A 22,948-nucleotide genomic window follows, 5' to 3' on the forward strand; every position below is an offset into this window, starting at 1 on the left:
CCGACCACTCGCGATAACCTCCAGACGTGTACTTCACCGACAGGGGCATCGAGGAGCTGGCGGCCCGTCGCGGCGAGGAGGAGGTCACCATCGAGTGGCTGGCCGAGCAGCTGCGCACGTTCGTCGACCTCAACCCCGAGTTCGAGGTGCCGATCGAGCGACTGGCGACCTGGCTCGCTCGGCTGGACGACGACGAGGACTGAGCACGTGAGAGACCGCACCAACCCACCGCAGGGCACCGAGGCTCCGCGGGAGCCCTACGGCGTGGGCCCGGCCTACCCCTCGTCCCACACCCAGTTCACCGACGACGCCCCGGGGCGGTATGCCGGCTCGCCGGCTCCCGAGGACACCGCACCGTCCGGGCCCACCCCCGCGCCGCCGGCCTCGCCGGCGCCCCCGCTGGCCCAGGCCCCAGTCGCGGAGGACCCCTACTACACGCCGAGCGCCGAGTTCACGGTGGCCGAGGGCCTGCGAGACGTGGGCATGGTCTTCGTCGGCGCGTCCATGACGGCCGGCTACGGCGACCCCAAGGGGCTGGGTTGGGTCGGCCGGGTCGTGGCCCGCACGCAGCATCCCGACCTCGACCTCACGGCATACAACCTCGGTGTCCGTGGCAACACCTCGGGCGACGTCGTCGCACGCTGGGGCGCCGAGTGCCACCCGCGCTGGAAGGGCCGCACCGAGCGCCGCCTCGTGCTGTCGGTCGGCACCAACGACGTGCTGTCGGGCATGACCATGGCCCGCTCCCGGCTCAACCTCGCCAACGTGCTCGACGAGGCCACCAACGCCGGCATCGGCGTGTTCGTGGTGGGGCTCACGCCCACTCTCGACGACGACCTCAACCGCCGCATCGAGGCGCTCGCCGAGGCCCAGGCCGACGTGTGCGCCCGCCGCGGCATCACCTACGTCGACTGCTACCGGCCGCTCGCCACGCACGACCAGTGGATGGCCGACCTCGCAGCGAGCCCCGACCGTTCCCACCCCGGGCAGGCCGGCTACGGCCTCATCGCCTGGCTCGTGCTGCACAACGGCTGGAACGACTGGCTCTCGCTCAGCTGACGACGTCGGACTCGCCGTCCGCCCCGCCCGTCCCGTCAGCGTCGTCGCGGCGGCCGGGAGCCGAGAGGGCGGCGACGATGCTCGCCACGGCGAGGGCCGCGACCGCGAGCGCGACCGGGTCGCGGTCCGACTCGTGCAGCGACCACGCGACGGGCAGCAGCAGCACGTTCCACAGCACGGTGGGGGTCCTGGCCCACTGCGACGCCCCGGTCCACGCGCGGGCCAGGGCCAGCAGGGCCAGCCCGAAGACGAGGATGAGGGCCCCGGACGTCGCGGCGCGGGTCAGGTCGTCTGTGGCACCCGTCACCATCTCGTAGACGTAGAAACCCGCGAAGCCGAGGACGACGAGGGCCTCGACGAGCGTGAGCACGGCTGCCGCGCGGCGGGATCGGCCCGCCCGACGGTTCGGCGCGGTCGGTTCTGTCACCCCGGCAGCCTAACGACCGCAGAGCGCGGGCCGGTGCCGGCACCCGTCCGAGCGGCTCCGGCCGGCTCGGGGTCTGGAACTGGGAGCCGTCTGCCGATAGACTCAATCCTTGGTGTGACCTGCGCCCACGGCGTTGAACACGGACACGGCTGCCGGCCACACTGGTTCATGGTCCACGACGCGTACGGAACAACTTCGTGCGCGTTTCCGTTGGTCAGGGGGGTCAACTCCCCCGATGACCACCCCCAGCACCATGACCTGGCTCCGACAATGACGCTGGCGCCCGAGCACATGCACCGCGACCGACACCCGGACGCCGGTGCCGAACACGACACATGAAGGAGCACGATCCACATGGATTGGCGCGACCGCGCTGCCTGCCTGGATGCCGACCCCGAGCTGTTCTTCCCCATCGGGAACACCGGACCGGCCATCCTGCAGATCGAGGAGGCGAAGGCCGTGTGCCGGACCTGTCCGGTCATCGACACGTGCCTCAAGTGGGCCCTTGAGTCCGGCCAGGACGCCGGCGTCTGGGGAGGCCTCTCCGAGGACGAGCGCCGCGCCCTGAAGCGTCGCAACGCACGGGCCCGCCGCGCCGGCTGAGGCCGCACGACCCCTCGTGCGCAAGCCCGGTGACCGTCACGGTCGCCGGGCTTTTGGCTGCCCCGACCGCTCCGCGTGCTCCGGCTGCTCCGGCTGCTCCCGGCCCACCGGACCTCAGCTGATCGGGCGCAGGCTCGCGGTGAAGCGGGCCCGGGTGCCGTGCGGTGTCACCGGCTCCCAGGTGATGCGGCCCTGCAGGTCACCGACGAGCGACTGGACGATCTGGGTGCCCAGCCCCGATCCGGGGCGCCTTTCGGGGTCGATGCCCTTGCCGTCGTCCTCGACCGACACCACGAGCATCGGCTGTCCCCGCTCGTCGGGGTGCCGCTCGATCGTGATGCGCACCTGTCCCCCGGCGTCGCCGAGCCCGTGCTCGATGGAGTTCTGGACGAGCTCGCTCATGATCATCGCCAGCGAGGTGGCGTCCTCGGCGCGCAGGCGACCGAACGAGCCCTGCGTCACCGTGTGCACGGGGGCGCCGTTGGCCGAGACCTCGACGACGGCGTTGAGCCCCCGCTGCGCGATGCCGTCGAAGTCGACGGTCTCGTCGAACCCCTGGCTCAGCTGGTCGTGGACCATCGCGATGGTGCCGACCCGGCGCTCCGCCTCCGCCAGCGCCACCCTTGCCTCGCCCTCGGGCAGCCGGCGCGCCTGCAGGCGCAGCAGGGCGGCGACCGACTGGAGGTTGTTCTTCACCCGGTGGTGGATCTCGCGGATCGTGGCGTCCTTGGTCATCAGCTCGCGTTCGCGCCGGCGCAGCTCGCCGACGTCACGCATGAGCACGATCGCGCCGAAGCGCTGGCCGGCCTCGGTCAACGGGATCGCCCGCATCGACACGGTGGTGCCGCCGGCCACGACCTCGGTACGCCACGGCTGACGGCCCGTGACGACGAGCGGGAGGCCCTCGTCGACGGGGTAGGACTCGCGCACGTTGTCGGTGACGATCTGGGCCAGGCTCGCCCCGACGACCTCACCGAGGTGCCCGAGCCGGTGCAGCGCAGACACGGCGTTCGGGCTCGCGTAGGTCACCACGCCGTCGACGTCGAGGCGGATGACCCCGTCGCCCACGCGTGGGGCTCCGCGGCGCAGCCCGGTAGGGGCTCCGCTGTGGGGGAACTCGCCACCGGTCACCATGCGGCACAGGGCATCGGCGGTCGCGAGGTAGGTCAGCTCGAGGCGGCTCGGCGTGCGGGTCGTCCAGAGGTTCGTGTGCCGGGTCAGCACGGCCACGACGTGCCCGCCGCGGACGACCGGGATGTACTCCTCGCGCACGGCCTGGTCGGGCCCGGGCTCGTGCGGCACGACCACCTGGCGCACCCGCAGGATCCGCTGCTCGGCGGCCGCCTCGTCGAGCAGGTCGCGCGTGCGCCCCGGGTCGGCCACGCGGCCGACCTGGTCCTCGACGAAGACGAGCTGGCCGGTGGTGGGTCGGACGTGCGCGACGGCCTCCCAGCGGTCGCTCACCGAGCGGACCCAGAGCACGAGGTCGGCGAAGGAGAGGTCGGCGACGAGCTGCCAGTCCCCCACGAGCAGCTGCAGCCACTCGACGTCGTGGTCGGGCAGGTCGGTCCGCCCGCGAAGGAGCTCGCTCAGGGTTGCCACAGCACGAGCCTAGTGAGCCGGTCGCGGACCACGGGCGGGCGCCCCCCGCCCCGAGGACGGGGCAGGGCGCCGGCGAGCGCCCTCCGGTCGGCGCGCACGCGCCCGCTGCTCAGCTGGTCGAGGTCCTGGCTGCCGATGCAGACCGCTTGGCGCCGGACGTGCTCGTGGCCTTCTTGGCCGCGGGCGCCTTCAGGTCGGCGACCTTGCCCGCCGGCGTCGTCTTCGACGCTGCCACGGCCGACGTGCGCGACCCCGTGGAGGCCGCCGCCTTCCGGGCCGCGGGCTTCGGGGCCGCGGTCTTGGAGGCGGCAGGCTTCGTGCCGGCCCGCTGCGTCGCCGTCTTCTTCGTCGAGGCCTTGGTGGCGGCCCTGCCGGCATCCTTCTTGACCGACTTCTTGACCGCCTTCCTGACCGCCTTCTTCGCGGCCGGCCCCGGCGTGAGTGCGGTCCGCGCGGAAGCCGCCGCGGGCGCCGGTGCCGGTGTCCCCGACGCGGCGGGCTTGGTCACCGTGCGCAGCGTGCGCAGCGCGACCGACAGCGCGGCGATGCCGGCATGGCTCATCCGCTCGATGCCACCGAGGGCGGCACGGGCCCGACCGAGCGCGTCGGCGTTGAGCTCGGACCACTCCGCGAGCCGGGCCTTGGCATCGTGCCCGGGGTTGCTCACCTCGAGCACCGACCGGGTCAGGCTCTCGAGCACCGCGTAGAGGTCGTCGCGCAGGGCCCCACGCGCCATGGCGTCCCAGCGGTCGTCGCGCGGCAGCCTGGTGACGCGCGTCAGCATGGCGTCGATCGAGAACGTCTCGGACGTGAGGAAGTAGGTCTGCACGACGTCCTCGAGCTTCTCGCCCGTCTCCTCGGCGATCTCGATGCAGTCGAGCAGGGAGTACGCGTCGAGCAGGCAGGCGGCCGACAGCGCGAGCTCCTCCGGCACGCCCTTGCCCTCGAGCTCACGCGCCCGTCGCTGGAGGCGGGTGCGCTCGCTGCCCTGGAGCAGCTCGGGGATGCGGCCGCTGAAGGCCCGGATGCCCGGCTGGAACCGCGCCACCTCGGCGGCGATGTCGAGGGCGGCCGGCCGCGACGAGAGGAACCAGCGCACGGACCGGTCGACGAGCCGACGGAACTCGAGGTAGAGCGCCGTCTGGGCGGCGGTGGTCACGACGTTGTCGGTAGCCTCGACCCGGCGCACGAAGCCGGCCAGGTCGAAGATCTCGCGACAGACGACGTACGCGCGCGCGACCTGCTCGGGGCTGGCGCCGGTCTCCTCGCCCGCCCGGTATGCGAACGTGATGCCCCCACGGTTGACCATCGAGTTCGCGACGGCGTTCGTGATGATCTCGCGGCGCAGCGGGTGGGCCGCGATCTGCTCGGCGTACTTGGTGCGCAACGGCTTCGGGAAGTACTCGGCCAGGGTCGTCTCGAACCACGGGTCGTCGGGCAGGGACGTGGAGATGAGCTGGTTCTTGAGGTAGAGCTTGGCGTAGGCGACGAGCACCGAGAACTCCGGCGAGGTGAGACCGAGGCCGTCCTTCTGGCGACGGGCGATCTCGGCGTCGCTCGGCAGGAACTCGAGCGAACGGTCGAGGTCGCCCTTCTCCTCGAGGAACTGGATCAGCCGCTCGTGCACGCCGAGCATCGCGTGCTGCTGTGCCCGGGCGTTGCCGAGCAGCACGTTCTGCTCGTAGTTGTCGCGCAGAACCTGCTCTGCCACCTCGTCGGTCATCGAGGCCAGCAGCGTGTTGCGGCGCTTCATCGTCAGCTCACCGGACCGGGTCAGCTCGGTGAGCAGGATCTTGATGTTGACCTCGTGGTCGGAGGTGTCGACCCCGGCGCTGTTGTCGATGGCGTCGGTGTTGACCCGCACGCCGGCGAGTGCCGCCTCGATGCGGCCGAGCTGGCTCGCGCCGAGGTTGCCGCCCTCACCGACGACCTTGCACCGCAGGTCGGCACCGTTGACGCGGATCGCGTCGTTGGCACGGTCGCCGATCTCGGAGTTCGTCTCGGCGGTCGCCTTGACGTACGTGCCGATGCCGCCGTTCCAGAGCAGGTCGACCGGCGCGAGGAGGATCGCCTTCATGAGGTCGGCGGGCGTCATCGACTTCGTGTTGGCCCGCAGCCCGAGCGCGGCGACCATCTGCGGCGACACCGGCACCGACTTGGCCGAGCGGGGGAACACGCCGCCGCCCTTGCTGATCAGCTTCGTGTCGTAGTCGGCCCACGACGAGCCGGGCAGGTCGAACATGCGGCGGCGCTCGGCGTACGAGGTGGCGGCGTCGGGGTCGGGATCGACGAAGATGTGCCGGTGGTCGAAGGCCGCGACGAGCCGGATGTGCTCGGACAGCAGCATGCCGTTGCCGAAGACGTCACCACTCATGTCGCCGACCCCGACGACGGTGAAGTCCTCGGACTGGGTGTCGGTGCCCAGCTCGCGGAAGTGGCGCTTGACGGACTCCCACGCGCCTCGGGCGGTGATGCCCATGGCCTTGTGGTCGTAGCCTGCCGAGCCACCCGAGGCGAACGCGTCGTCGAGCCAGAAGCCGTAGTCGGACGAGATGCCGTTGGCGATGTCCGAGAACGTCGCGGTGCCCTTGTCAGCGGCGACGACGAGGTAGGTGTCGTCCTCGTCGTGCCGGACGACCCGCTCGGGGGGCACCGCCGTGCCCGATACGAGGTTGTCGGTGACGTCGAGCAGGCCGGAGATGAACAGCTTGTAGGAGGCGATGCCCTCGTCCATCCACGCCCCGCGGTCGACCGTCGGGTCGGGCAGCTGCTTGGCGTAGAAGCCGCCCTTGCTGCCGGTCGGCACGATGACGGCGTTCTTGACCATCTGCGCCTTGACGAGACCGAGCACCTCGGTGCGGAAGTCCTCGCGGCGGTCGGACCAGCGCAGGCCACCGCGCGCGACCTTGCCGAAGCGCAGGTGCACGCCCTCGACGCGCGGGCTGTAGACCCAGACCTCGAACATCGGGCGCGGTGCCGGGAGGTCGGGCACCTTCTTGGGGTTGAGCTTGAGCGAGACGTACGGCTTGTCGTGGCCGTGCTCGTCGGGCTGGTAGAAGTTCGTGCGCAGGCTCGCCTGGATGACCCCGAGCAGTGCCCGGACGATGCGGTCGTGGTCGAGGCTGGCGACGTCGTCGAGGGCCTCTCGGACCTTGGTCACGAGGCTCTTCTCGCGCGCCGCTCGCTTGTCGCGGCCGGCGTCGGTGGCGGGGAAGGCGTCGGGACGGAAGCGCGCCTCGAAGAGCTCGACGAGGCCGCGCGCGATGCCGGTGTTGGCGACCAGCGCCGACTCGACGTAGTCCTGCGAGAAGGTCGAGCCGGTCTGCCGGAGGTACTTCGCGACGGTGCGCAGGATGACGACCTGGCGCCACGTCAGCCCGGCGGCGAGCACAAGGGCGTTGAAGCCGTCGGACTCGGCGCGGCCGTCCCACACGGCCCGGAAGGCCTCCTCGAACCGGCCTCGGACGTCGTCGGCCAGTGCGGCGTCGCCGTCGCCCCACGTGCGTGCGTCGGCGCACAGCCCGAAGTCGAAGATGTGCAGGGTGCGGCCGTCGGCGCCCGGGATCTCGTAGGGCCGCTCGTCGGTGACCTCGACGCCGAGGTGGGTGAAGAGCGGCAGCACCTGCGTGAGCGACAGGTCGGCCCGCCGGTAGAGCTTGAAGCGCCGCTCGCGAGGGTCATCGGACGCGGGGTCGTCATAGAGGTGCAGGCCCGTGGTGCGGTCGCCGTCGCCGAGCGCGTCGATGCGGTCGAGGTCCTCGACCGCGGTCGCGACGTCGAAGTCCTCCTTGTACGCCTCGGGGAGGGCCTTGGCGTACGCCGCCATCGTGCGGGCGGCCCCCTCGAGCCCGCGGGCCTGGGCCAGGGCCTCCGCGAGGTCCTCGTCCCACGTGCGGGTGGCGTCGATGACGCGCCGCTCGAGGGCCGCCTCGTCGATGTCGGGGATGTCGGTGCCGGCCGGCATACGGACGACGAAGTGAAGGCGGGCGAGCGTGGACTCGCTGACGCGGGTCGTGTTGTCGATGTTCGCGCCGCCGAAGGCCTCGAGCAGCAGCGACTCGATGCGCAGCCGCACCGTCGTGTTGTAGCGGTCGCGCGGCAGGTAGACCAGGCACGAGACGAAGCGGCCGAACTCGTCGCGGCGCAGGAAGAGCTTGGTCTTGCGGCGCTCCTGCAGGTGCAGGACGCTCGTCGCGATGTCGGCGAGCTGCTGGGCGCTCGTCTGGAAGAGCTCGTCGCGCGGGTACGTCTCGAGGATCTGCAGGATGTCCTTGCCCGAGTGGCTGTCGGAGCTGAGGCCGGTCAGGCGCAGCACCTCCTGGGCGCGCACGTCGATCAGCGGGATGTCGTGGATGGTGTCGTTGTAGGCCGCCGACGCGTAGAGCCCGAGGAAGCGCTGCTCGCCGACGCACTCGCCACGGGCGTCGAACTTCTTGATCGAGATGTAGTCGAGGTAGACGTCGCGGTGCACCGTGGCCCGCGAGTTGGCCTTCGTGATGATGAGGATGTTCGAGTCGCGCGCGGCGCGACTCGCCGCGGGCGTCAGCACGAGTCCCTTTGCGGCAGAAGGGCGGTCGTAGCGCAGAAGGCCGAGACCGGTGCCGGGGACCTGGCGTGAGACGTCGTGGCCGTCCTCGCGCACGAGGGAGTACTCGCGGTAGCCGAGGAAGGTGAAGTTGTTGTGGGCGAGCCATTCGAGGAAGCGGCTCGCCTCGCGTGCGTGGTGCGGGTCGGTGCCGGGCGGGGTGGCCGAGCGCAGCTCGCTCGCGATCGTGAGCGCGTGCGCGCGCATCTTCGGCCAGTCCTCGACGGAGTCGCGCACGTTCTCGAGGACGTGGCGCAACCGGGACTCGACGTCGCGCAGGGCGTCGGCGGGCAGGCGGTCGATCTCGAGGTGCATCCACGACTCTCGGACGAGCCCGAGCGAGGACGACTCCACCGTCGTCGACCCGTCGGTGACCACGGACTTGAGCTCACCGGTGATGGTGCGCGAGACGGTCATCTGCGGGTGCACGATGAGGTGCACCCCGCGGTCGAAGCCGCCGAGCGCGGCCACGACCGAGTCGACGAGGAACGGCATGTCGTCGACGACGATCTGCACGACCGTGTGGCCGGTCGACCAGCCCTCGTCGTCGGAGCTGGGGTTGAAGGCCCGCACGTTGAACGTGCCCACCGGACGGTCCTGCGCGAACGTGCGGTGCTCGGAGGCGATCGTCGCCAGCTCGCGCGCCGGGCGGGCGAGGAGGTCCTCGGTGGCCACCAGACGGTAGTAGGCGAGGAGGAACTCCTCGAACTCGCCCTGCGCGGTGCCGGCGGAGCGCCCTCGAGCCCGTCGGGTGGGGGGCGCGGGTGCCGCCGCGGCGGCCTTCATGACGTCGATTCGGGACTGTTCGAGTGACGCTGACATTCGGTTGTCGGATTCCTCACCGTGCGGCCCGTGACGCGACACGTCGCTGTGCCGCGCATCTCACGATGTGAGCCTATCCCCGTCCGGCGCCCGGCCCGAACCACCCCCGGTGGAGAACTCCCGGGCCGTCGGGGCACAGTCCCTAGAGTGGAGCCATGAGCGAGGGGAACCAGGGGCCGGGTGTCGCGGACCCTGCGACCCTGAGGGGCCTGACGACCTCACGCGCCGTGACGAGGTCGATGTCCGACGACCTCCTCACCCACCTGCCCGACCTCGGCGACCTCCCCACCCAGCGGGCCCTCGACGCCTGGGTGGAGCAGGCGGCCGACACGCTGCGGGCACTGTCGGAGGCGTTGGAGGAGCGCCTCCTTCACCTCGGCTCGGCGGCCGTCCCCGACACCTCCGGCCGCGCGCACCGGGCAGGTCCGCGGTGAGCCTCTCCCCCGGAGACCCTGCCTCGACCTCGGCCCTCGGGGGTGCGCTGCGCACCCAGGCGGGCCGTCTCGCCGACCTCGTCGTCGACCTCGACGCCGCCGCGACGCGCCTGTCGCGCACCGGGGCGTCCGACCCCTCCGACCGCGAGCGTGACCTCGTCACCCGGGCCGCGACCGAGCTCGACCGGGTCGGCGGGCTGCTGCAGTCGTGGACCACCACCGCAGTCGAGTCGGCCGCCGGGCTCCGGTCGCTCGAGCCGGCCCTGCGCCGCAGCGACCTGGCCGTCGACGGACAGCTCGTCGTCGAGCGCAGCGGCCCGAGCCGGGTCGAACCGGCGCAGCGGCTGGCCGAGCGCGAGCGCCTCCAGGAGCTGCTCAACCGCGTCACGGCCGTCCGCTCGCGCGAGCTGGCCCGGTTGCGCCGCGAGCTCGAGATCTCGCACGCCTCCCTGGCCGCGCTCTCCGACCGGGCCCGGTCAGGCACCTGACGGATCCCCCGGGTCGCCATCTGCCGCAGCCGGGTCGCCACGGGGACGGCGTGCCCGCGTGCAATAGCGTGTGCGCCATGAGGATCACCGAGACGATCACGTATGCCGCGCCGCCAGAGACCGTCTACGAGATGGTCACCGACCAGGCCTTCCAGGAGCGCAAGTGCGTCGAAGCCGGGGCCCAGCGGCACGAGGCAGCGGTGAGCGCGGCCGGGGACGGCGCCCGCGTCGTCACCAAGCGCGACCTTCCTGCCGACGACCTGCCCGACTTCGCCAAGTCCATCGTCGGCCCGACCCTGTCGGTGACCGAGACCTACGAGTGGGCGGGTGCGTCGGGCGACGGCGGGCGCGCGGGCACGCTGACCGTCGAGGTCGCGGGCGCCCCGGTGGCGATGCGCTCGAAGATCAGGCTCGCCCCTGCGGGCGGCGGCGGCAGCGAGATCACCATCGACGGCGACCTCAAGGCGTCGATCCCGCTCTTCGGCGGCAAGGTCGAGAAGGCTGCTGCCCCCGCCGTCATCGACGCCATCCGCAGCGAGCAGCGCACCGGGACGGCCTGGCTCGCCGAGCGCGGCTGACCGGACGACGCACCACGCGGTCGGGCCCGCCCCCGGTTGGGGACGGGCCCGACGGCATACCTGCCTTGCCGTGCGGCCGGGTGGTCAGCCCATGTGGGGATAGGTGTGGTTCGTCGGCGGGACGAAGGTCTCCTTGATCGAGCGGACGCTCGTCCAGCGCAGCAGGTTCTGAGCGGCGCCCGCCTTGTCGTTGGTGCCGGACGCCCGGCCCCCGCCGAAGGGCTGCTGGCCGACGACCGCGCCGGTGGGCTTGTCGTTGACGTAGAAGTTGCCGGCTGCGAAGCGCAGCCGCTGGGTCGCGTCGGCGATCGCCCGGCGGTCCTGGGCGATGATCGAGCCGGTGAGGCCGTACGGGGCGAACCGCTCCATCTGGTCGAGCACCGCGTCGTACTGCGCGTCGGGGAAGACGTGCACCGAGAGGATCGGGCCGAAGTACTCGGTGCGGAACGACTCGTCGGCGGCGTCCTTGATCTCGAGCACGGTCGGGCGCACGAAGTAGCCGACGGAGTCGTCGTAGGTGCCGCCGGCGACGACGTCGATGCCCTTGGTCGCGTGCGCGCGGTCGATGGCGTCCTTGTGCTTGGCGAACGCCCGGTCGTCGATGACGGCACCCATGAAGTTCGACAGGTCGGTGACGTCGCCCTGGCTCAGGCCGTTGGTGATGTCGACGAGGTCGCCCTTGATCTGCTTCCACACGGAGGCCGGCACGTAGGCGCGCGAGGCGGCCGAGCACTTCTGGCCCTGGAACTCGAAGGCGCCGCGGATCATCGCGGTGCGCAGCACGGCCGGGTCGGCGCTCGGGTGGGCGAGGATGAAGTCCTTGCCGCCGGTCTCGCCCACGAGGCGCGGGTAGGTCCGGTAGCGGTCCAGGTTCGTGCCGACCTCGTGCCACAGGTGCTTGAAGGTGGGCGTCGAGCCGGTGAAGTGGATGCCTGCGAGGTCCTCGTCGGCGAGGGCGGCCTTGCTCACGTTGATGCCGTCACCCGTCACCAGGTTGATGACGCCCGGCGGCATGCCGGCCTCCTCGAGCAGCTCCATCGTCAGCTGTGCGGCGAGCTGCTGCGTCGGGCTCGGCTTCCAGACGACGGTGTTGCCCATGAGCGCGGGCGCCGTGGGCAGGTTGCCCGCGATCGCCGTGAAGTTGAACGGCGTGATGGCGTAGACGAAGCCCTCGAGCGAGCGGTAGTCGGAGCGGTTCCAGATGCCCTTGGCGTTGAGCGGCGGCTGCTGCTCGAGGATCTGCCGCGCGAAGTGCACGTTGATGCGCCAGAAGTCGATGAGCTCGCACGCGGCGTCGATCTCGGCCTGGTAGGCCGTCTTGCTCTGGCCGAGCATCGTCGCGGCGTTGAGGCGGGCGCGCCACGGGCCGGAGAGCAGCTCGGCGGCCTTGAGCAGGATCGCGGCACGGTCGTCGAACGACAGCTCGCGCCACATCGGGGCGGCTGCCTTGGCGGCGTCGACGGCGGCCTGGCCCTCCTTGACCGTGGCGTTGCGCAGGGTGCCGAGCACCTTGCGGTGGGCGTGCGGCTGACGGACGGCGATCTTGCGACCGGTGCCGGTGACGCGCTCCCCGTTGATCGTGTGGGGCAGTTCGCGCTGGGTGGATCCCAGCTCGGCGAGGGCGACCTCGAGCGCGGCCCGCTCGGGCGAGCCCGGGGCGTAGTCGAGCACCGGCTCGTTGGCCGGTGCGGGCACGTGGGTCACGGCGTCCATCAAGTTCTCCTGCGGGTTGGCGCGGTGGTCGTCGCCCGGGACGGGCGATGGGGTGACCCCGCCTCGTGGGCGGAGCCACCCCATCGTTCCATGCCTTCAGGAGCCGTCAGCGCAGGATCGTGATGCCCCACGGGTAGTGGAAGACCTCACCGCGGTTGGCCGCCATGGCCGCACGGATGTGGAACCACAGGGCCGCGACGACGGCGACGACCCACACGATGATCGCGACGGGGATGAGGATCACGGTGAAGAACATGATCCAGCCGACGATGATCGCCGCCCAGACCGCCAGGTTGAAGTTGAAGGAGCCCGCTGCCGCCTGGCGGACGAACGCGCTGCGGTCCTTGTAGATGGCCCAGATGAGGAGGGGGCCGACGAAGCTGAGCCAGCCCACGGAGATGATGGCGGCGACGATGGCGGCGAGGTGCCCGAGGATCGCCCACGTGCGCTCGTCGCTGGTGGGCGTCGTCAGGTCCCGGCCCGACGGGTTGGGGATCGGTTGTGTCATGGCTCCATCGTGCCCGCGATCGGGGCCCCGGCGCTCCCGGGGACGGCCCTGATCCGACCCTGACCCGGCCCTGACCCCGGCTGGGTCGGAGCCGGTGCGAGCCCTGAGCTCGCACGCTGGACCGGCGGAGCCTCCGCCGGCCCCGTGGGTCGTCCTCCGGGGCGCGGCCTCAGGCGCTGGCGCCCACGCCGTCCTCGACGACGAGCGAGCACACGGGGCTGGCCGCGTCGTGGATGCCGAGCGTCGACAGCAGCGTGAGGGTCAGCTCGTGGTGGCCACGGGCGCCCGGGTGGAACGAGTCGTCGAGCCAGCCGGCCGGCGCGACGTCGTCACCCGCAGCCTCGGCAGCCTCGTGCCACGCCGCGGCGTGGTCGACGACGAGCACACCGAGGTCACGCGCGACCTCGCGCACGGCCTCGGCGTAGAGCGAGATGAGCCGGGGGTTGCGGCCGCCCTCGTCGAGCACCGGCGGAGGCGTCTGCAGCACGACGGTCGCGCCGACGTCGCGCGAGCGCTGGACGATCTGGTCGATGCGGAACCGGAACCCGCGCACGCCGTCCTCACCGGCGAGGACGTCGTTGGTGCCGAACATCACGAAGACGACGTCGGGTGCGAAACGGCCTGCGCGCCAGTGGAACTCCGGCAGCAGGTCCTCTGCGGTGGCGCCGGACACCCCGCTGTTGACGACGGTGTCGCCACGACGGCCGAGCTCACCGCGCACGCGCTCGGCGAAGTGCTCGACGTAGCCACGGTGTCCGTGCGTGTGGCTCACGCCCTGAGTGATGCTGTCACCCAGGAACACCCACGTCACGGGCGGTCCCGAGAGGATCTCGCGGAGTCGGTCGGCATCGCGGCGGGCGTACTCGTCGGCGGTGAAGTCCATTCGCGCAACGTAACAAGCGAGCGCGTCAAAGCAACTCCCCCGGACCAGCACGTGGACGGTCAGGCGGCGCCGGCCACGCGGCTGTTCGCGTCCACCGTGAGCCCGCGGGGGAAGGAGGCAGGGCGCTCGTCGCCGTGGAGCGAGGGCTCGACCGGCAGCCGGTCGACGAAGCGTGACACCGCACCCCCGACGGCGGCATCGGCGAGGACGCGTCGGTGACCGAGTCCCGAGGTCGAGAGGAGCTCGGCGCCGGGCCAGGAACGGATGAGGCGGGTCGAGGGCTCGTGCGGCGCCTCACGGTCGAGCAGGTCGTGCACGACGAGCAGCTCCGGCCGCTCGTCGGCGCCCAGCCCGGTCGCGATACGGACGAGGTCGAGCTCGTCGACGGCGTAGCCCGTTCGACGGCGCGCGCGCTCCGCGAGCCTCCGGGACGCCCCCGGGCCGAGGCCGAGCTCACGGCTCACCCGCTCGAGGAGGTCGGGGACCCCGCTCGGCGGCGCCACGAGGACGAGTCGCTCGGTCGCGAGCCACCCGTCACGCACCGCGAGCAGCGCGGCGAGGGCTCCCATCGAGTGGGCCACGACGGCCCTGGCCGGGCCGAAGCGAGCGGCGACCGCGTCGAGGGACCGGCCGAGCTCGACCGCATCGCTCGAGCGCGGTCCGTGCGCACCGGCGTCCGAGCGACCATGACTCAGGCCGTCGAACGCGACGACCTGCAGACCACGGTCGAGCAGCGGCGCGACGAGGGGCACCATCTGCTCGAGGTCGCCGCCCCAGCCGTGCACGAGGTAGACGACCGGGCCGGAGCCCCAGGACCAGCCCCGGACGAGCCGGCCGCGCAGGTCGGCCTCGAAGGGCGCTCCCAGCAGCTCGCGCACCGTGGGGGCCGAGTCAGCCGCCGGGGCCGCGGCGGCGGACGGCAGACGGAACCACAGGCCCTCGGCGGCACGCGCGGCCAGACCGGGCAGGGCCGCGCCGACCAGGCCGAGGCCGCGGCCCGCAATAGACCGAACGATCGTGCTTTTCTGAATAGAGGAAAGAGCCATGGGGCTGACCTGTCTTCTCGTGGGGGCCGTGCGGCGGGCGCCGCTCAGGCCTGGCGGACCTCGCCGGCGCGCGGCCGGCAGCTCTCGAGGAGCCGTTCGAACGCGCGACGGGCGCGCGACTCGGCGGTGCCGTCGCGCATGAGACGGCGGGCGTGGTGGTGGGCGAGCACGATCCCCTCGAGCTCGTAGGCGAACTGCTCGGGGTCGACGTCGTCGCGGAAGTGCCCCTCGCCCACGGCCGTGCGCACGATCATGGTCACCGACTCGAGCTTGTCGCGCTCGGCGCGCACCAGCTCGTCGCGCACCGCACCCTCCTGGTCGTCGAACTCGCTTGCCGCATCGACGAACACGCAACCCCCGCCGAAGGCAGTGGACTGCCACCTGAGCCAGCGGTCGAAGAACTCACGCAGCCGGGGCTCGCCACGGGGTGTGGCCAGGGTCGGGCGCATGACGACGTCGACGAACTTCTCGCGCGCGTGCTGGAGCACCTCGACCTGGAGCGACTCCTTGGACGCGAAGTGGGCGTAGAGCCCGCTCTTGCTCAGCTTGGTCGCCGCGGCGAGCGTGCCGAGGGTGAGGCCGCCGAGGCCGACGAGCGAGGCGAGCTCGGTGGCCTCGTCGAGGACGGCCGCCTTGGTGCTCTCTCCCTTGCCCATGCAGCCATAAAAGCACGACCGTTCGGCTCTGGCAAGAGCGGTCAAGAACGCGCTACGAGGAAACCCAGCCGTGCAGGACGGCGCGCCAGACCGCCACGCTGTCTGGCACGAGGCTCTCCGGCTCCTCCTCGAGGCGCCGCACCAGCTCGGCCACGCTCACCCAGTCGCCCCACGCCACCTCCTCGGGCTGCCAGCGGATCGGACCGTCCCAGGTGGTGACGTAGCGGAAGGCGCGATAGCGGGTCTGGCTGTCGGCGTAGTCGACGGGTCCGAGGTCGACCAACGGCACGCCGGCCACCCCGAGCTCCTCCTCGACCTCGCGCACGGCACCGACCGCGGGATCCTCCCCCGCGAGGACGACCCCGCCGGCCGCGAAGTCGAGCAGGCCGGGATAGACGTCCTTCGTCACGGTGCGGCGGTGCAGGTACACCCGACCGATGGAGTCGCGCACGACCACCGACGAGGCAGCGTGACGGAGGTTGAGCGCCCGCATCCGCGAGCGGGGCGCCGAGCCGGACACCTGCCCGGACTCGTCGTAGAGGGCGACCTCCTCGTCGGCCACGGCGACCGCTCAGCCGAAGAAGGCGCGTACGTCGTCGAGCTCGGTGACGTCGTACCAGAGCAGCTCGTCGGCCTCCTCGTCGACGCCGGCGGTGACCTCGTCGTCGACGTGGAACGAGGCGACCCGCGACAGCGGCACCGGTGCGATGAGCACCACACGCGAGACCGGCCGGCCGTCGCGCGGCGCGACGGAACCGGGATCGGCGTCGGCGGACGCCACGACGCGTCGGTCACGGGGAGCCGACCTGAGCGCCCCGGCCGCCTCGACGGCGTCGCTGAACGCGGCGTACTCGAGGTCCTCGACGTCGAGACCCGGCGCGCTCTGCTCGAGACCCGACGTGACGGCATACGCGACCCGAGGGTTGCCGGGACCGGCGGCCAGCGAGCCCTCGCTCGACAGCTCCTCGAGGCCCGAGCGCCCCAGCGGCACGTAGACGCGCACGACGGGCATCAGCCCTCCCTCCCGCTCGTCAGCTCGGCGAGCGACTCGACGATCGACTGACCGAGGACGTCGACGTCGGGCATCGCCTCCCGGTCGGCGTTGAGCCCGAAGTAGACCCCGCCGTTGTACGAGGTGATGCCGATCGACAGCGCCTGCCCCTTCGCGAGCGGCGTCACGGGGTAGGTCGACAGCATCTCGGCGTCGCCGGCGTACAGCGGCTCCTGGGGCCCGGGGACGTTCGTGATCATGACGTTGTAGAGGCGGCGCGACATCGCCGAGCCGAGACGGGCCCCGAGCGCGTGCAGTGTCGGCGGGGCGAAGCCGGCGAGGTTGGCCAGCGAGGTGGCCCCGACCGCCTGCCCGCCCTCCATCTGCTGGCGCATCGCGAACGCGATCTGGTGCAGCCGCATCGAGGCGCCGGGCTCCCCCACGGGCAGGTTCACCACGCACGCCATCACCTGGTTGGCGTACATCCCTGCGGGGTCGTCGCCGTAGATGCTGACCGGCACCATGGCGCGAACGGCCGTGTGGGAGCCGACGGGCTCGCCGCGTCCGAGCAGCCAGGCGCGGAACCCACCAGCGATCGTCGCGAGCACGACGTCGTTGATCGTGACGTCCTCTGCGTAGGCCCCGCGCGCGAGTCGCTTGCGCACCAGGCGGTAGTCGTCGAGGTCGGTGGCGACCATGACCCACCGCCGTGCCGACCCGATCTCGGCATTGAGGGGCGAGTCGGGAGCCGGGCGGGCGGCGGTGCGCGCGACGGTCGAGAGCACCTGCCCGGCGGACTCCACGGCACGCAGCCCGACGTTGAGGGCGTCGTTGAGGCCGCCGCGCACGAGGTCGACGACCTGGGTGGGTCGACGCACCGCGTCGACGACCGCCCCGGTGACGAGCTCGACCGACGACGGCCCGCGCTCGGGCTCCCACGGCGGCGGGTCGTCGTCGAAGTCCTCGCCCTTGACCGCGTCGACGATGACGTGCGCGATGTCGAGGGCGTTGACACCGTCGATGAGCGCGTGGTGCGTCTTCGTGACGACCGCGAAGCGACCACCCTGCAGCCCCTCGACGAGGTAGACCTCCCAGAGCGGGCGGGTGCGGTCGAGCTTGCGTGGCTGGACCCGGGCCACGAAGTCCTGCAGCTGCCGGTCGCTGCCCGGCCGGGGCAGCCCGGCGCGCCGCACGTGGTAGCCCATGTCGAACGCCTCGTCGTCGACCCACACCGGGTTGGCGATGCGCCCCGGCACGTCGCGGACCTTCTGCCGGAAGCGCGGGATGGCGCCGATGCGGCTCTCGATGATCCGAACGAGCTGGTCGTAGTCGAAGCCCTCGCGCGGCGGCTGGAAGACCATGACCGACCCGACGTGCATCGACGTGGTGGACTCCTCGAGGTAGAGGAACGACGCGTCGAGCGAGGTCAGGCGGTCAGACATGGTCACACTCTGCCAGAACGGCTTACGTAGGATCGTGGCCATGCCAGCGTTTCGCGCCCTGCCGTATGCCGTCTGCGTCCTCGCCCTCGCGGGCGTCGCCGCCTGCTCCTCGAGCAGCGCCACCGACGGCGCCGCGACGCCCGCCGGGGTGAGCTCCACCGGCTCGGTCGAGCGCCTCGAGGTCACCATCAAGGGCACCACCGTCACGCCGGCCCCCGCCCAGGTCGAGCTGCCCGTCGGGTCGACGCTCGAGCTGGTCGTGACGTCCGACCACGACGACGAGCTGCACGCACACGGCTTCGAGGCCGAGGCCGAGATCAAGGCCGGCGTGCCGGCGACGCTGCGGCTCACCGCCAAGGAGCCCGGCTCCTACGAGGTCGAGACGCACGAGCCGGCGCTCACGCTGCTCACGGTCGCCGTCCGCTGACCTCGCCGCGACCCACACGCTGACCGCCATGGCCCACTCCTTCTCCCCGGCGCTCGTCCCGGCCCACGGTGTCGGCAGCCGAGGTGACCTGCCGCTGCCCTTCACCGCGCTCGTCGTCTCCGCCCTCGCCGCCCTGCTCATCTCGTTCGTCGCGATCAGCACGCTGTGGCGCGAGCCGCGGCTGCGGGCGAGCGACGGGATCCTGCTGCCCGCAGCCGTCGCCGCCGTCCTCGACTCGCGGTGGGTGCGGGTCGTCGCCCGTCTCCTCGCGGCGGTCCTCACGGTCTGGACGCTCGTCGCGCTCCTGCTCGGGCCGGACTCCGCGCGCAACCCTGTGCCGCACGTGGTCTACGTGTGGCTGTGGGTCGGCCTCGCCTTCGCCTCGATGCTCCTCGGACCGGTGTGGCGGGTCGTCAACCCGATCCGGGCACTGCACGCCGGGCTGCTCAGGCTCGCCCGCGTCTCGCCCGACCTCGCTGCCCTGCCCTACCGGTGGGGACTCTGGCCGGCCGCCGTCGGGCTGGGCACGTTCACGTGGGTCGAGCTCGTCGCCGAGGACAACACCTCGCTCGGCTTCCTGCGGGTTCTCATCTCCGGCTTCATCGCGCTGTCGCTGCTCGCTGCCGCCGTCTTCGGCCGCGCCTGGTTCGAGCAGGGCGACCCGTTCGAGGTGTGGTCGCGCCTCCTCGGGCTGCTGTCACCGCTCGGGCGCCGCGACGACGGGCGCTGGGTGCTGCGCACTCCCCTGCACGGCGTCAACAGCCTGCGAGGGCAACGGGGACTCGTGCCCACAGTGTCCGTGATGCTGGGCGGCACGGCGTACGACGGCTTCTCGGCGAACCTCTCGTGGGCCACGTTCGTGCAGACGTCGTCGGTGCCCTCGTCACTGCTCAAGACCGCGACGCTGCTCGCGTTCTTCGCCGTCGTGGCCGCGACGATCTGGCTCGCGTCGGCGGTGTCGGTGCGCCTGGCCGGTGAGCCGCTGCGGCGATCGTTCGCCTTCGTCAGCGACATCGCGCCCTCGCTCATCCCCATCGCCGGCGGCTACCTCGTCGCCCACTACTGGTCGCTGTGGGTCTACCAGGGACAGCTCGCCTGGGTGCTGCTCACCGACCCGCTCGGCACGGGTGCCGACCTGCTGGGCACCGCCGGGCTCACCCCGGACGACGCGCTCATCCAGCCCACCCTCGTCGCCACGATCCAGGCGGTGAGCATCGTCGTCGGCCACCTGCTCGGCGTCCTCGCCGCCCACGAGCGGGCCATCACCGTGCTCGAGCGACGAGCCGCCGTGATCGGGCAGGTCCCACTCATGGTGGTCATGATCATCTACACGCTCGGCGGACTGACCATCCTCTTTGCCCCCTGAGGCAACGGTCGACGGTCGGGTGTCATGCGTCGACCGTGGCGGACGGGCGCCCGGACGACCGTGAGCGGCGCCCCCGACCACCCGTGCGCTGCCGACGGTCACCGGCGGGGAGCGTCCACGGCAGGATCGCGGTCGCGAGGTCGCCGACGGCGCGACGGACGGGCGACTCGGGGGCGTGCTCGACGAGAGAGCGGCCTGCGAGCAGCGCCCCGTCGAGAGCCGACGGGTCGTCGGGGACGAAGCGCACCGACGTGAGTCCCGCGAAGCGCAGCAGCGAGTCGGCGATGCGCGACTCGGGACGGGATCCGACGGCACCGGCCCGCACGCGGTTGACGACGGGTACGGGCTCACCCGAAGGGACGGTGCCGAGCTCCTGGAGACCGCGCACGAAGCGCTGGAGCGCCACGGGGTCGGCCCCGCCGACGGCGACCACGAGCTCGGATGCGGCGAGCGAGGTCAGCGTCGCCTCGTTGCGGCGGGGCGCTGCGGTGTCGTAGCTCAGCTCCTCGTCGTCCTCGAGGCAGAAACCGCAGTCGACGACGACCACGCCCACGAGCGACCTGCTGAGGTCGAGCACGCGCTCGAGGGCGGCCGAGCGTACCTCGGGCCAACGCTCCGCCTTGGGCAGCCCGGTGAGGACACGCAGACGCGGGACCACCTCAGGAGCCAGCCGGGCGAGCAGCGGCAGGTCGAGCAGGCCCTGGTCGGCCGCGCGACAGGCAGCGGCCACCCCGGGCGCCTCGTCGAGCAGGCCGAGCGACTGGGCGACGCAGCCGCCGTAGGTGTCGGCGTCGACGAGCAGGACCTCGACTCCACGGCTCGCGAGCTCGGCGGCGAGGGTCGTCGCGACGACGGTGCGACCCGGAGCACCCGTGGGGCCCCAGACCGCGACGAGGGGTGCCCTTTCGGGACCGCGTCCTCGACGGGGGGCGGCGGCGTGGTCGGCGGCGTCGTCGGCGGTGTCTTCGCCCGCGCTCGGAATGGACGGCCCGGGCTGGGACGCTCCGGCCGGGAGCCATCCCGTGACGCCGCCGGCGGCCGGGCCGGCACCGACATCATCCGGCCCGGCCAGACCCGCGGAGGACCCACCGTGCGCGTCGATGCGCGTGGCGCCGGGAACGTCGTCGGGCCCACCGTCGAGTCCCGCCCCGGCTGCCAGCGCGCCTTCGAGGTCGGCGACGTCGGAGTCGTCGTCGAGGCAGCGGGTCCAGCGCTCGGGGCCTGCATCGGCGGGCAGGGTGCTGCTGATCGTGAGCTGGCGCAGCCGACGCTCGGCCTGCTCGTCGTCGCCGGGGTGCACCCCGATGACACGGATCCGGTTGGAGCGCAGGCGGTCGACGACCGAGAGGTCGAGTCCCCGCAGGTCGGACGACACGACCGCAGTGTCGCCGAGACCGGCCTCCGCGACCGACAGGAGCTCGGCCACGTCGGCACACCGCCGGCTGACCACGACGCCCCGCACAGCCTCGAGCGTCGTCGCGACCGCGGACTCCCACTGGTGGCTGAGCGCGGTCAGGATCTCGGTCATGCGCCGCCGCCGGAGACCGCCCCGACCGATGGCACCAGGGTGAGCTTGGACTCGGCGTCGACCGCCTCGACGAGCGGCTGAACCTTGTCGGCCGGCACGTAGATCTGGACCGAGGTCATGGACCCGGCGCCGAAGCCACCGCTGCTCGTCAGCACGTTGGCGACGGCCGCCGACCGGAGCACGCGCGTGGTCGAGGCCGACGCCTGGTCGCCGGTCGTCGTCGCCTTGGGGGTGACGAAGACGTCGACGCGGCTGCCACGCGTCAGGCCCGAGGTCGACATGGCGTCGGCGCGCACCGTCACCCGCTGGACGTCGACCTCGTCAGCACCGCCGACGGCAGAGGTGGGCACCATCTCGCCGGCGCGGACGTCGCGGAGCATGAACGACCCTGTGGGTGCCGGGGCATCGGCACCCAGGTAGGCATTCATGCCGTCGGCCAGACGTACGTCGGCGCGCACGAAGGATCCAGCGTCGACCGTGTCGCCGGCGACGAGGTTGGTGGCAGCGACCCAGACCGGCACCCGGTCGTCAGCGCTCGCGACCGCCTTGGCGCCGAGGGTTGCGGCGAGAATGACGAGAAGGACGCCGACGACGAGACGGCTGTCGCGCCAGGAGGGTCGCTGCAGTCGTTTGGCGCTCGGCCTGGCCAGCTCGGTCATCTGGGCCCCCTGTGGTCCGTTCGTCGATGGCGACGCCGTTCGCGGATGCTCACCGCACGACGCCGGCAACATCTTGCATCAGGTCGTGGCAGACCGCGCGCGGAGCTCACAGCTGTGGACGGCGGACGGCGGCGGTCTCGACACCCAACTACGATGAGGGCGTCCGACCCACCGGCCCGACACCACCCGAGCCCGGGTGGGGCGACGGCCGTCCACCGACCGTCGGGTCGGGGTACGACGGGTCGGGATCGTCGTGTGCCGGTGCCTGAGGAGGAGTCAACGTGGCCCAGCGGTTCCTGCAGCTCACCGAGGTGTCCGAGATCCTCAACATCTCCTCGGCCCAGGCGTACGCCCTGGTGCGTTCGGGCGAGCTGCCCGCCATCAAGATCGGTGGCCGCGGCCAGTGGCGTGTCGAGGCGACCGAGCTCGAGAGCTACATCCAGCGGATGTACGCCGAGACCAAGTCCTTCGTGCAGGCACACCCGTTCGGTGGCGGCGGCGAGGAGTGAACCGAGGGCCCCAGCACGGGGCCCGTGCGCCGAGGCGCAGCCCCCGGTCCTGCACCTGCTCAGTGGATCCGGCGCACCGATCCCAGTGACCAGAAGGGCACGAGCAGCCGGCCCGTGAGGTTGGCCGTGCGCCGCATCTCGTCGGGAGCGTGCTCCGCCAGCTCGAGGTGGTCGGCTCCCACGACGTCGATGGTGCCCGTCACGACGCGGCCGTCGACGTCGGCGAGCTCGACGACGGCCCGGTCACGACTCACCGCCCGAAGGGCTGCCCCGAGCCCGAAGCGCTTCGCCACGACCGACGGGGTGCGAGCGCCGGGGCCCAGACCGGTGATGCCGCGCACCGCGGCCAGGGCGACGAGGCACGGGCGCCCGGGCGCCGTCTCCACGAGAGCCCAGTCCGGACCCACGTCGGCGAGGCGACCGGTGACCACCCGACCCGGCAGGCGAAGTCCGACGTGGCCTGCGTCGGTGTTGGCCAGCATCCGGGTGTGCACGTCGAGCAGGGCCCGTTCGCGCCGGGTGCGGTCGGCGACCTCGGCGTCGAGCTCACGCGCCTCGTCGAGCGCCAGCTGGGCGGCGAGGTCGTCGAAGAGTCGGTCCCAGCGCATGCCCACACCCTTCC

At 72.2% G+C, this 22,948-nt stretch carries 23 protein-coding genes; 9 read left to right on the top strand and 14 right to left on the bottom strand.

The annotated features are described in order from the left end of the window. Positions 1–26: 26 nt before the first annotated feature. Positions 27–203 carry a DUF6104 family protein gene (locus tag ACFQ2V_RS01940; RefSeq protein ID WP_386050258.1) on the top strand — a complete coding sequence of 59 codons (177 nt, stop codon included), beginning with the start codon at positions 27–29 and terminating at the stop codon, positions 201–203. A 4-nt stretch (positions 204–207) separates the two neighbouring features. After that, positions 208–1,059 carry a GDSL-type esterase/lipase family protein gene (locus tag ACFQ2V_RS01945; RefSeq protein WP_386050260.1) on the top strand — a complete coding sequence of 284 codons (852 nt, stop codon included), beginning with the start codon at positions 208–210 and terminating at the stop codon, positions 1,057–1,059. Here the strand turns inward: ACFQ2V_RS01945 and ACFQ2V_RS01950 are convergent. Next, positions 1,052–1,486, bottom strand: a complete 435-nt coding sequence (locus tag ACFQ2V_RS01950; RefSeq protein WP_386050262.1) for a hypothetical protein — start codon at positions 1,484–1,486, stop codon at positions 1,052–1,054. The genes ACFQ2V_RS01945 and ACFQ2V_RS01950 overlap by 8 nt on opposite strands. Before the next feature lie 354 nt (positions 1,487–1,840). Here ACFQ2V_RS01950 and ACFQ2V_RS01955 point away from each other — a divergent pair, with 354 nt between their 5' ends. Then, a complete protein-coding gene (locus ACFQ2V_RS01955; protein ID WP_045188353.1) occupies positions 1,841–2,089 on the top strand; it encodes a WhiB family transcriptional regulator in 249 nt (82 codons plus the stop codon). Positions 2,090–2,203: 114 nt separating this feature from the next. Here ACFQ2V_RS01955 and ACFQ2V_RS01960 read toward each other — a convergent pair whose 3' ends face one another. Both ACFQ2V_RS01960 and ACFQ2V_RS01965 read right to left on the bottom strand, forming a co-directional pair. Next, positions 2,204–3,691 (bottom strand): sensor histidine kinase, encoded by a 1,488-nt coding sequence (locus ACFQ2V_RS01960; RefSeq protein ID WP_386050264.1) that lies wholly within the window; start codon positions 3,689–3,691, stop codon positions 2,204–2,206. Positions 3,692–3,800: 109 nt separating this feature from the next. Then, a complete protein-coding gene (locus tag ACFQ2V_RS01965) occupies positions 3,801–9,062 on the bottom strand; it encodes an NAD-glutamate dehydrogenase domain-containing protein (protein ID WP_386050266.1) in 5,262 nt (1,753 codons plus the stop codon). A gap of 191 nt (positions 9,063–9,253) precedes the next feature. Here ACFQ2V_RS01965 and ACFQ2V_RS01970 point away from each other — a divergent pair, with 191 nt between their 5' ends. The 3 genes from ACFQ2V_RS01970 (at position 9,254) to ACFQ2V_RS01980 (ending at position 10,598) form a co-directional block, all read left to right on the top strand. After that, positions 9,254–9,532, top strand: a complete 279-nt coding sequence (locus ACFQ2V_RS01970; RefSeq protein ID WP_386050268.1) for a hypothetical protein — start codon at positions 9,254–9,256, stop codon at positions 9,530–9,532. After that, the gene (locus ACFQ2V_RS01975) at positions 9,529–10,020 is read left to right on the top strand and encodes a hypothetical protein (protein ID WP_386050270.1); all 492 of its coding nucleotides are present in this window, start codon (positions 9,529–9,531) and stop codon (positions 10,018–10,020) included. Before ACFQ2V_RS01970 ends, ACFQ2V_RS01975 begins: the two co-directional genes overlap by 4 nt. A 77-nt stretch (positions 10,021–10,097) precedes the next feature. Then, on the top strand, positions 10,098–10,598 hold the full coding sequence (locus tag ACFQ2V_RS01980; RefSeq protein ID WP_386050272.1) for a DUF2505 domain-containing protein: 501 nt from the start codon (positions 10,098–10,100) through the stop codon (positions 10,596–10,598). Between the two features lie 84 nt (positions 10,599–10,682). Here ACFQ2V_RS01980 and pruA read toward each other — a convergent pair whose 3' ends face one another. The 8 genes from pruA to ACFQ2V_RS02020 form a co-directional block, all read right to left on the bottom strand. After that, a complete protein-coding gene (gene pruA, locus ACFQ2V_RS01985) occupies positions 10,683–12,311 on the bottom strand; it encodes an L-glutamate gamma-semialdehyde dehydrogenase (protein ID WP_386050274.1) in 1,629 nt (542 codons plus the stop codon). A 106-nt stretch (positions 12,312–12,417) separates the two neighbouring features. Then, positions 12,418–12,819, bottom strand: coding sequence for a DUF4870 domain-containing protein (locus ACFQ2V_RS01990; RefSeq protein ID WP_386050276.1), 402 nt, complete (start codon positions 12,817–12,819; stop codon positions 12,418–12,420). 169 nt (positions 12,820–12,988) lie between these two features. Then, complete coding sequence (locus ACFQ2V_RS01995) at positions 12,989–13,702, bottom strand: SGNH/GDSL hydrolase family protein (RefSeq protein ID WP_386050278.1); 714 nt, start codon at positions 13,700–13,702, stop codon at positions 12,989–12,991. A 59-nt stretch (positions 13,703–13,761) separates the two neighbouring features. Further along, complete coding sequence (locus ACFQ2V_RS02000) at positions 13,762–14,748, bottom strand: alpha/beta hydrolase (RefSeq protein ID WP_386050280.1); 987 nt, start codon at positions 14,746–14,748, stop codon at positions 13,762–13,764. Positions 14,749–14,792: 44 nt separating this feature from the next. After that, positions 14,793–15,404 (bottom strand): TetR/AcrR family transcriptional regulator, encoded by a 612-nt coding sequence (locus ACFQ2V_RS02005; protein ID WP_386050282.1) that lies wholly within the window; start codon positions 15,402–15,404, stop codon positions 14,793–14,795. A 52-nt stretch (positions 15,405–15,456) separates the two neighbouring features. Continuing rightward, positions 15,457–15,966, bottom strand: a complete 510-nt coding sequence (locus ACFQ2V_RS02010) for an NUDIX hydrolase (protein ID WP_386050284.1) — start codon at positions 15,964–15,966, stop codon at positions 15,457–15,459. A 9-nt stretch (positions 15,967–15,975) separates the two neighbouring features. Further along, positions 15,976–16,416: a DUF6912 family protein gene (locus tag ACFQ2V_RS02015; protein WP_386050286.1), complete on the bottom strand. Its 441-nt coding sequence runs from the start codon at positions 16,414–16,416 to the stop codon at positions 15,976–15,978. Continuing rightward, positions 16,416–17,837 carry a WS/DGAT/MGAT family O-acyltransferase gene (locus ACFQ2V_RS02020; RefSeq protein WP_386050287.1) on the bottom strand — a complete coding sequence of 474 codons (1,422 nt, stop codon included), beginning with the start codon at positions 17,835–17,837 and terminating at the stop codon, positions 16,416–16,418. Before ACFQ2V_RS02020 ends, ACFQ2V_RS02015 begins: the two co-directional genes overlap by 1 nt. Before the next feature lie 40 nt (positions 17,838–17,877). Here ACFQ2V_RS02020 and ACFQ2V_RS02025 point away from each other — a divergent pair, with 40 nt between their 5' ends. Together ACFQ2V_RS02025 and ACFQ2V_RS02030 are read left to right on the top strand one after the other, a co-directional pair. Next, positions 17,878–18,264 (top strand): hypothetical protein, encoded by a 387-nt coding sequence (locus tag ACFQ2V_RS02025; RefSeq protein WP_386050288.1) that lies wholly within the window; start codon positions 17,878–17,880, stop codon positions 18,262–18,264. A 28-nt stretch (positions 18,265–18,292) separates the two neighbouring features. Then, positions 18,293–19,630 (top strand): hypothetical protein, encoded by a 1,338-nt coding sequence (locus tag ACFQ2V_RS02030; RefSeq protein WP_386050290.1) that lies wholly within the window; start codon positions 18,293–18,295, stop codon positions 19,628–19,630. 22 nt (positions 19,631–19,652) lie between these two features. Here the strand turns inward: ACFQ2V_RS02030 and ACFQ2V_RS02035 are convergent, their stop codons facing one another. Continuing rightward, complete coding sequence (locus tag ACFQ2V_RS02035) at positions 19,653–21,158, bottom strand: AAA family ATPase (protein ID WP_386050292.1); 1,506 nt, start codon at positions 21,156–21,158, stop codon at positions 19,653–19,655. Continuing rightward, complete coding sequence (locus tag ACFQ2V_RS02040; RefSeq protein WP_386050293.1) at positions 21,155–21,817, bottom strand: hypothetical protein; 663 nt, start codon at positions 21,815–21,817, stop codon at positions 21,155–21,157. Before ACFQ2V_RS02040 ends, ACFQ2V_RS02035 begins: the two co-directional genes overlap by 4 nt. 281 nt (positions 21,818–22,098) lie before the next feature. Between ACFQ2V_RS02040 and ACFQ2V_RS02045 the strand changes: the two genes are divergently transcribed. Next, positions 22,099–22,326, top strand: coding sequence for a helix-turn-helix domain-containing protein (locus ACFQ2V_RS02045; protein ID WP_386050294.1), 228 nt, complete (start codon positions 22,099–22,101; stop codon positions 22,324–22,326). Positions 22,327–22,385: 59 nt separating this feature from the next. On the opposite strand, the gene ACFQ2V_RS02050 is transcribed toward ACFQ2V_RS02045, so the two are convergent. Beyond that, a complete protein-coding gene (locus ACFQ2V_RS02050; protein ID WP_386050296.1) occupies positions 22,386–22,934 on the bottom strand; it encodes a hypothetical protein in 549 nt (182 codons plus the stop codon). Between the last annotated feature and the right edge of the window lie 14 nt (positions 22,935–22,948).

The organism is Terrabacter terrigena, assembly GCF_042676085.1.
GTDB lineage: Bacteria > Actinomycetota > Actinomycetes > Actinomycetales > Dermatophilaceae > Terrabacter > Terrabacter terrigena.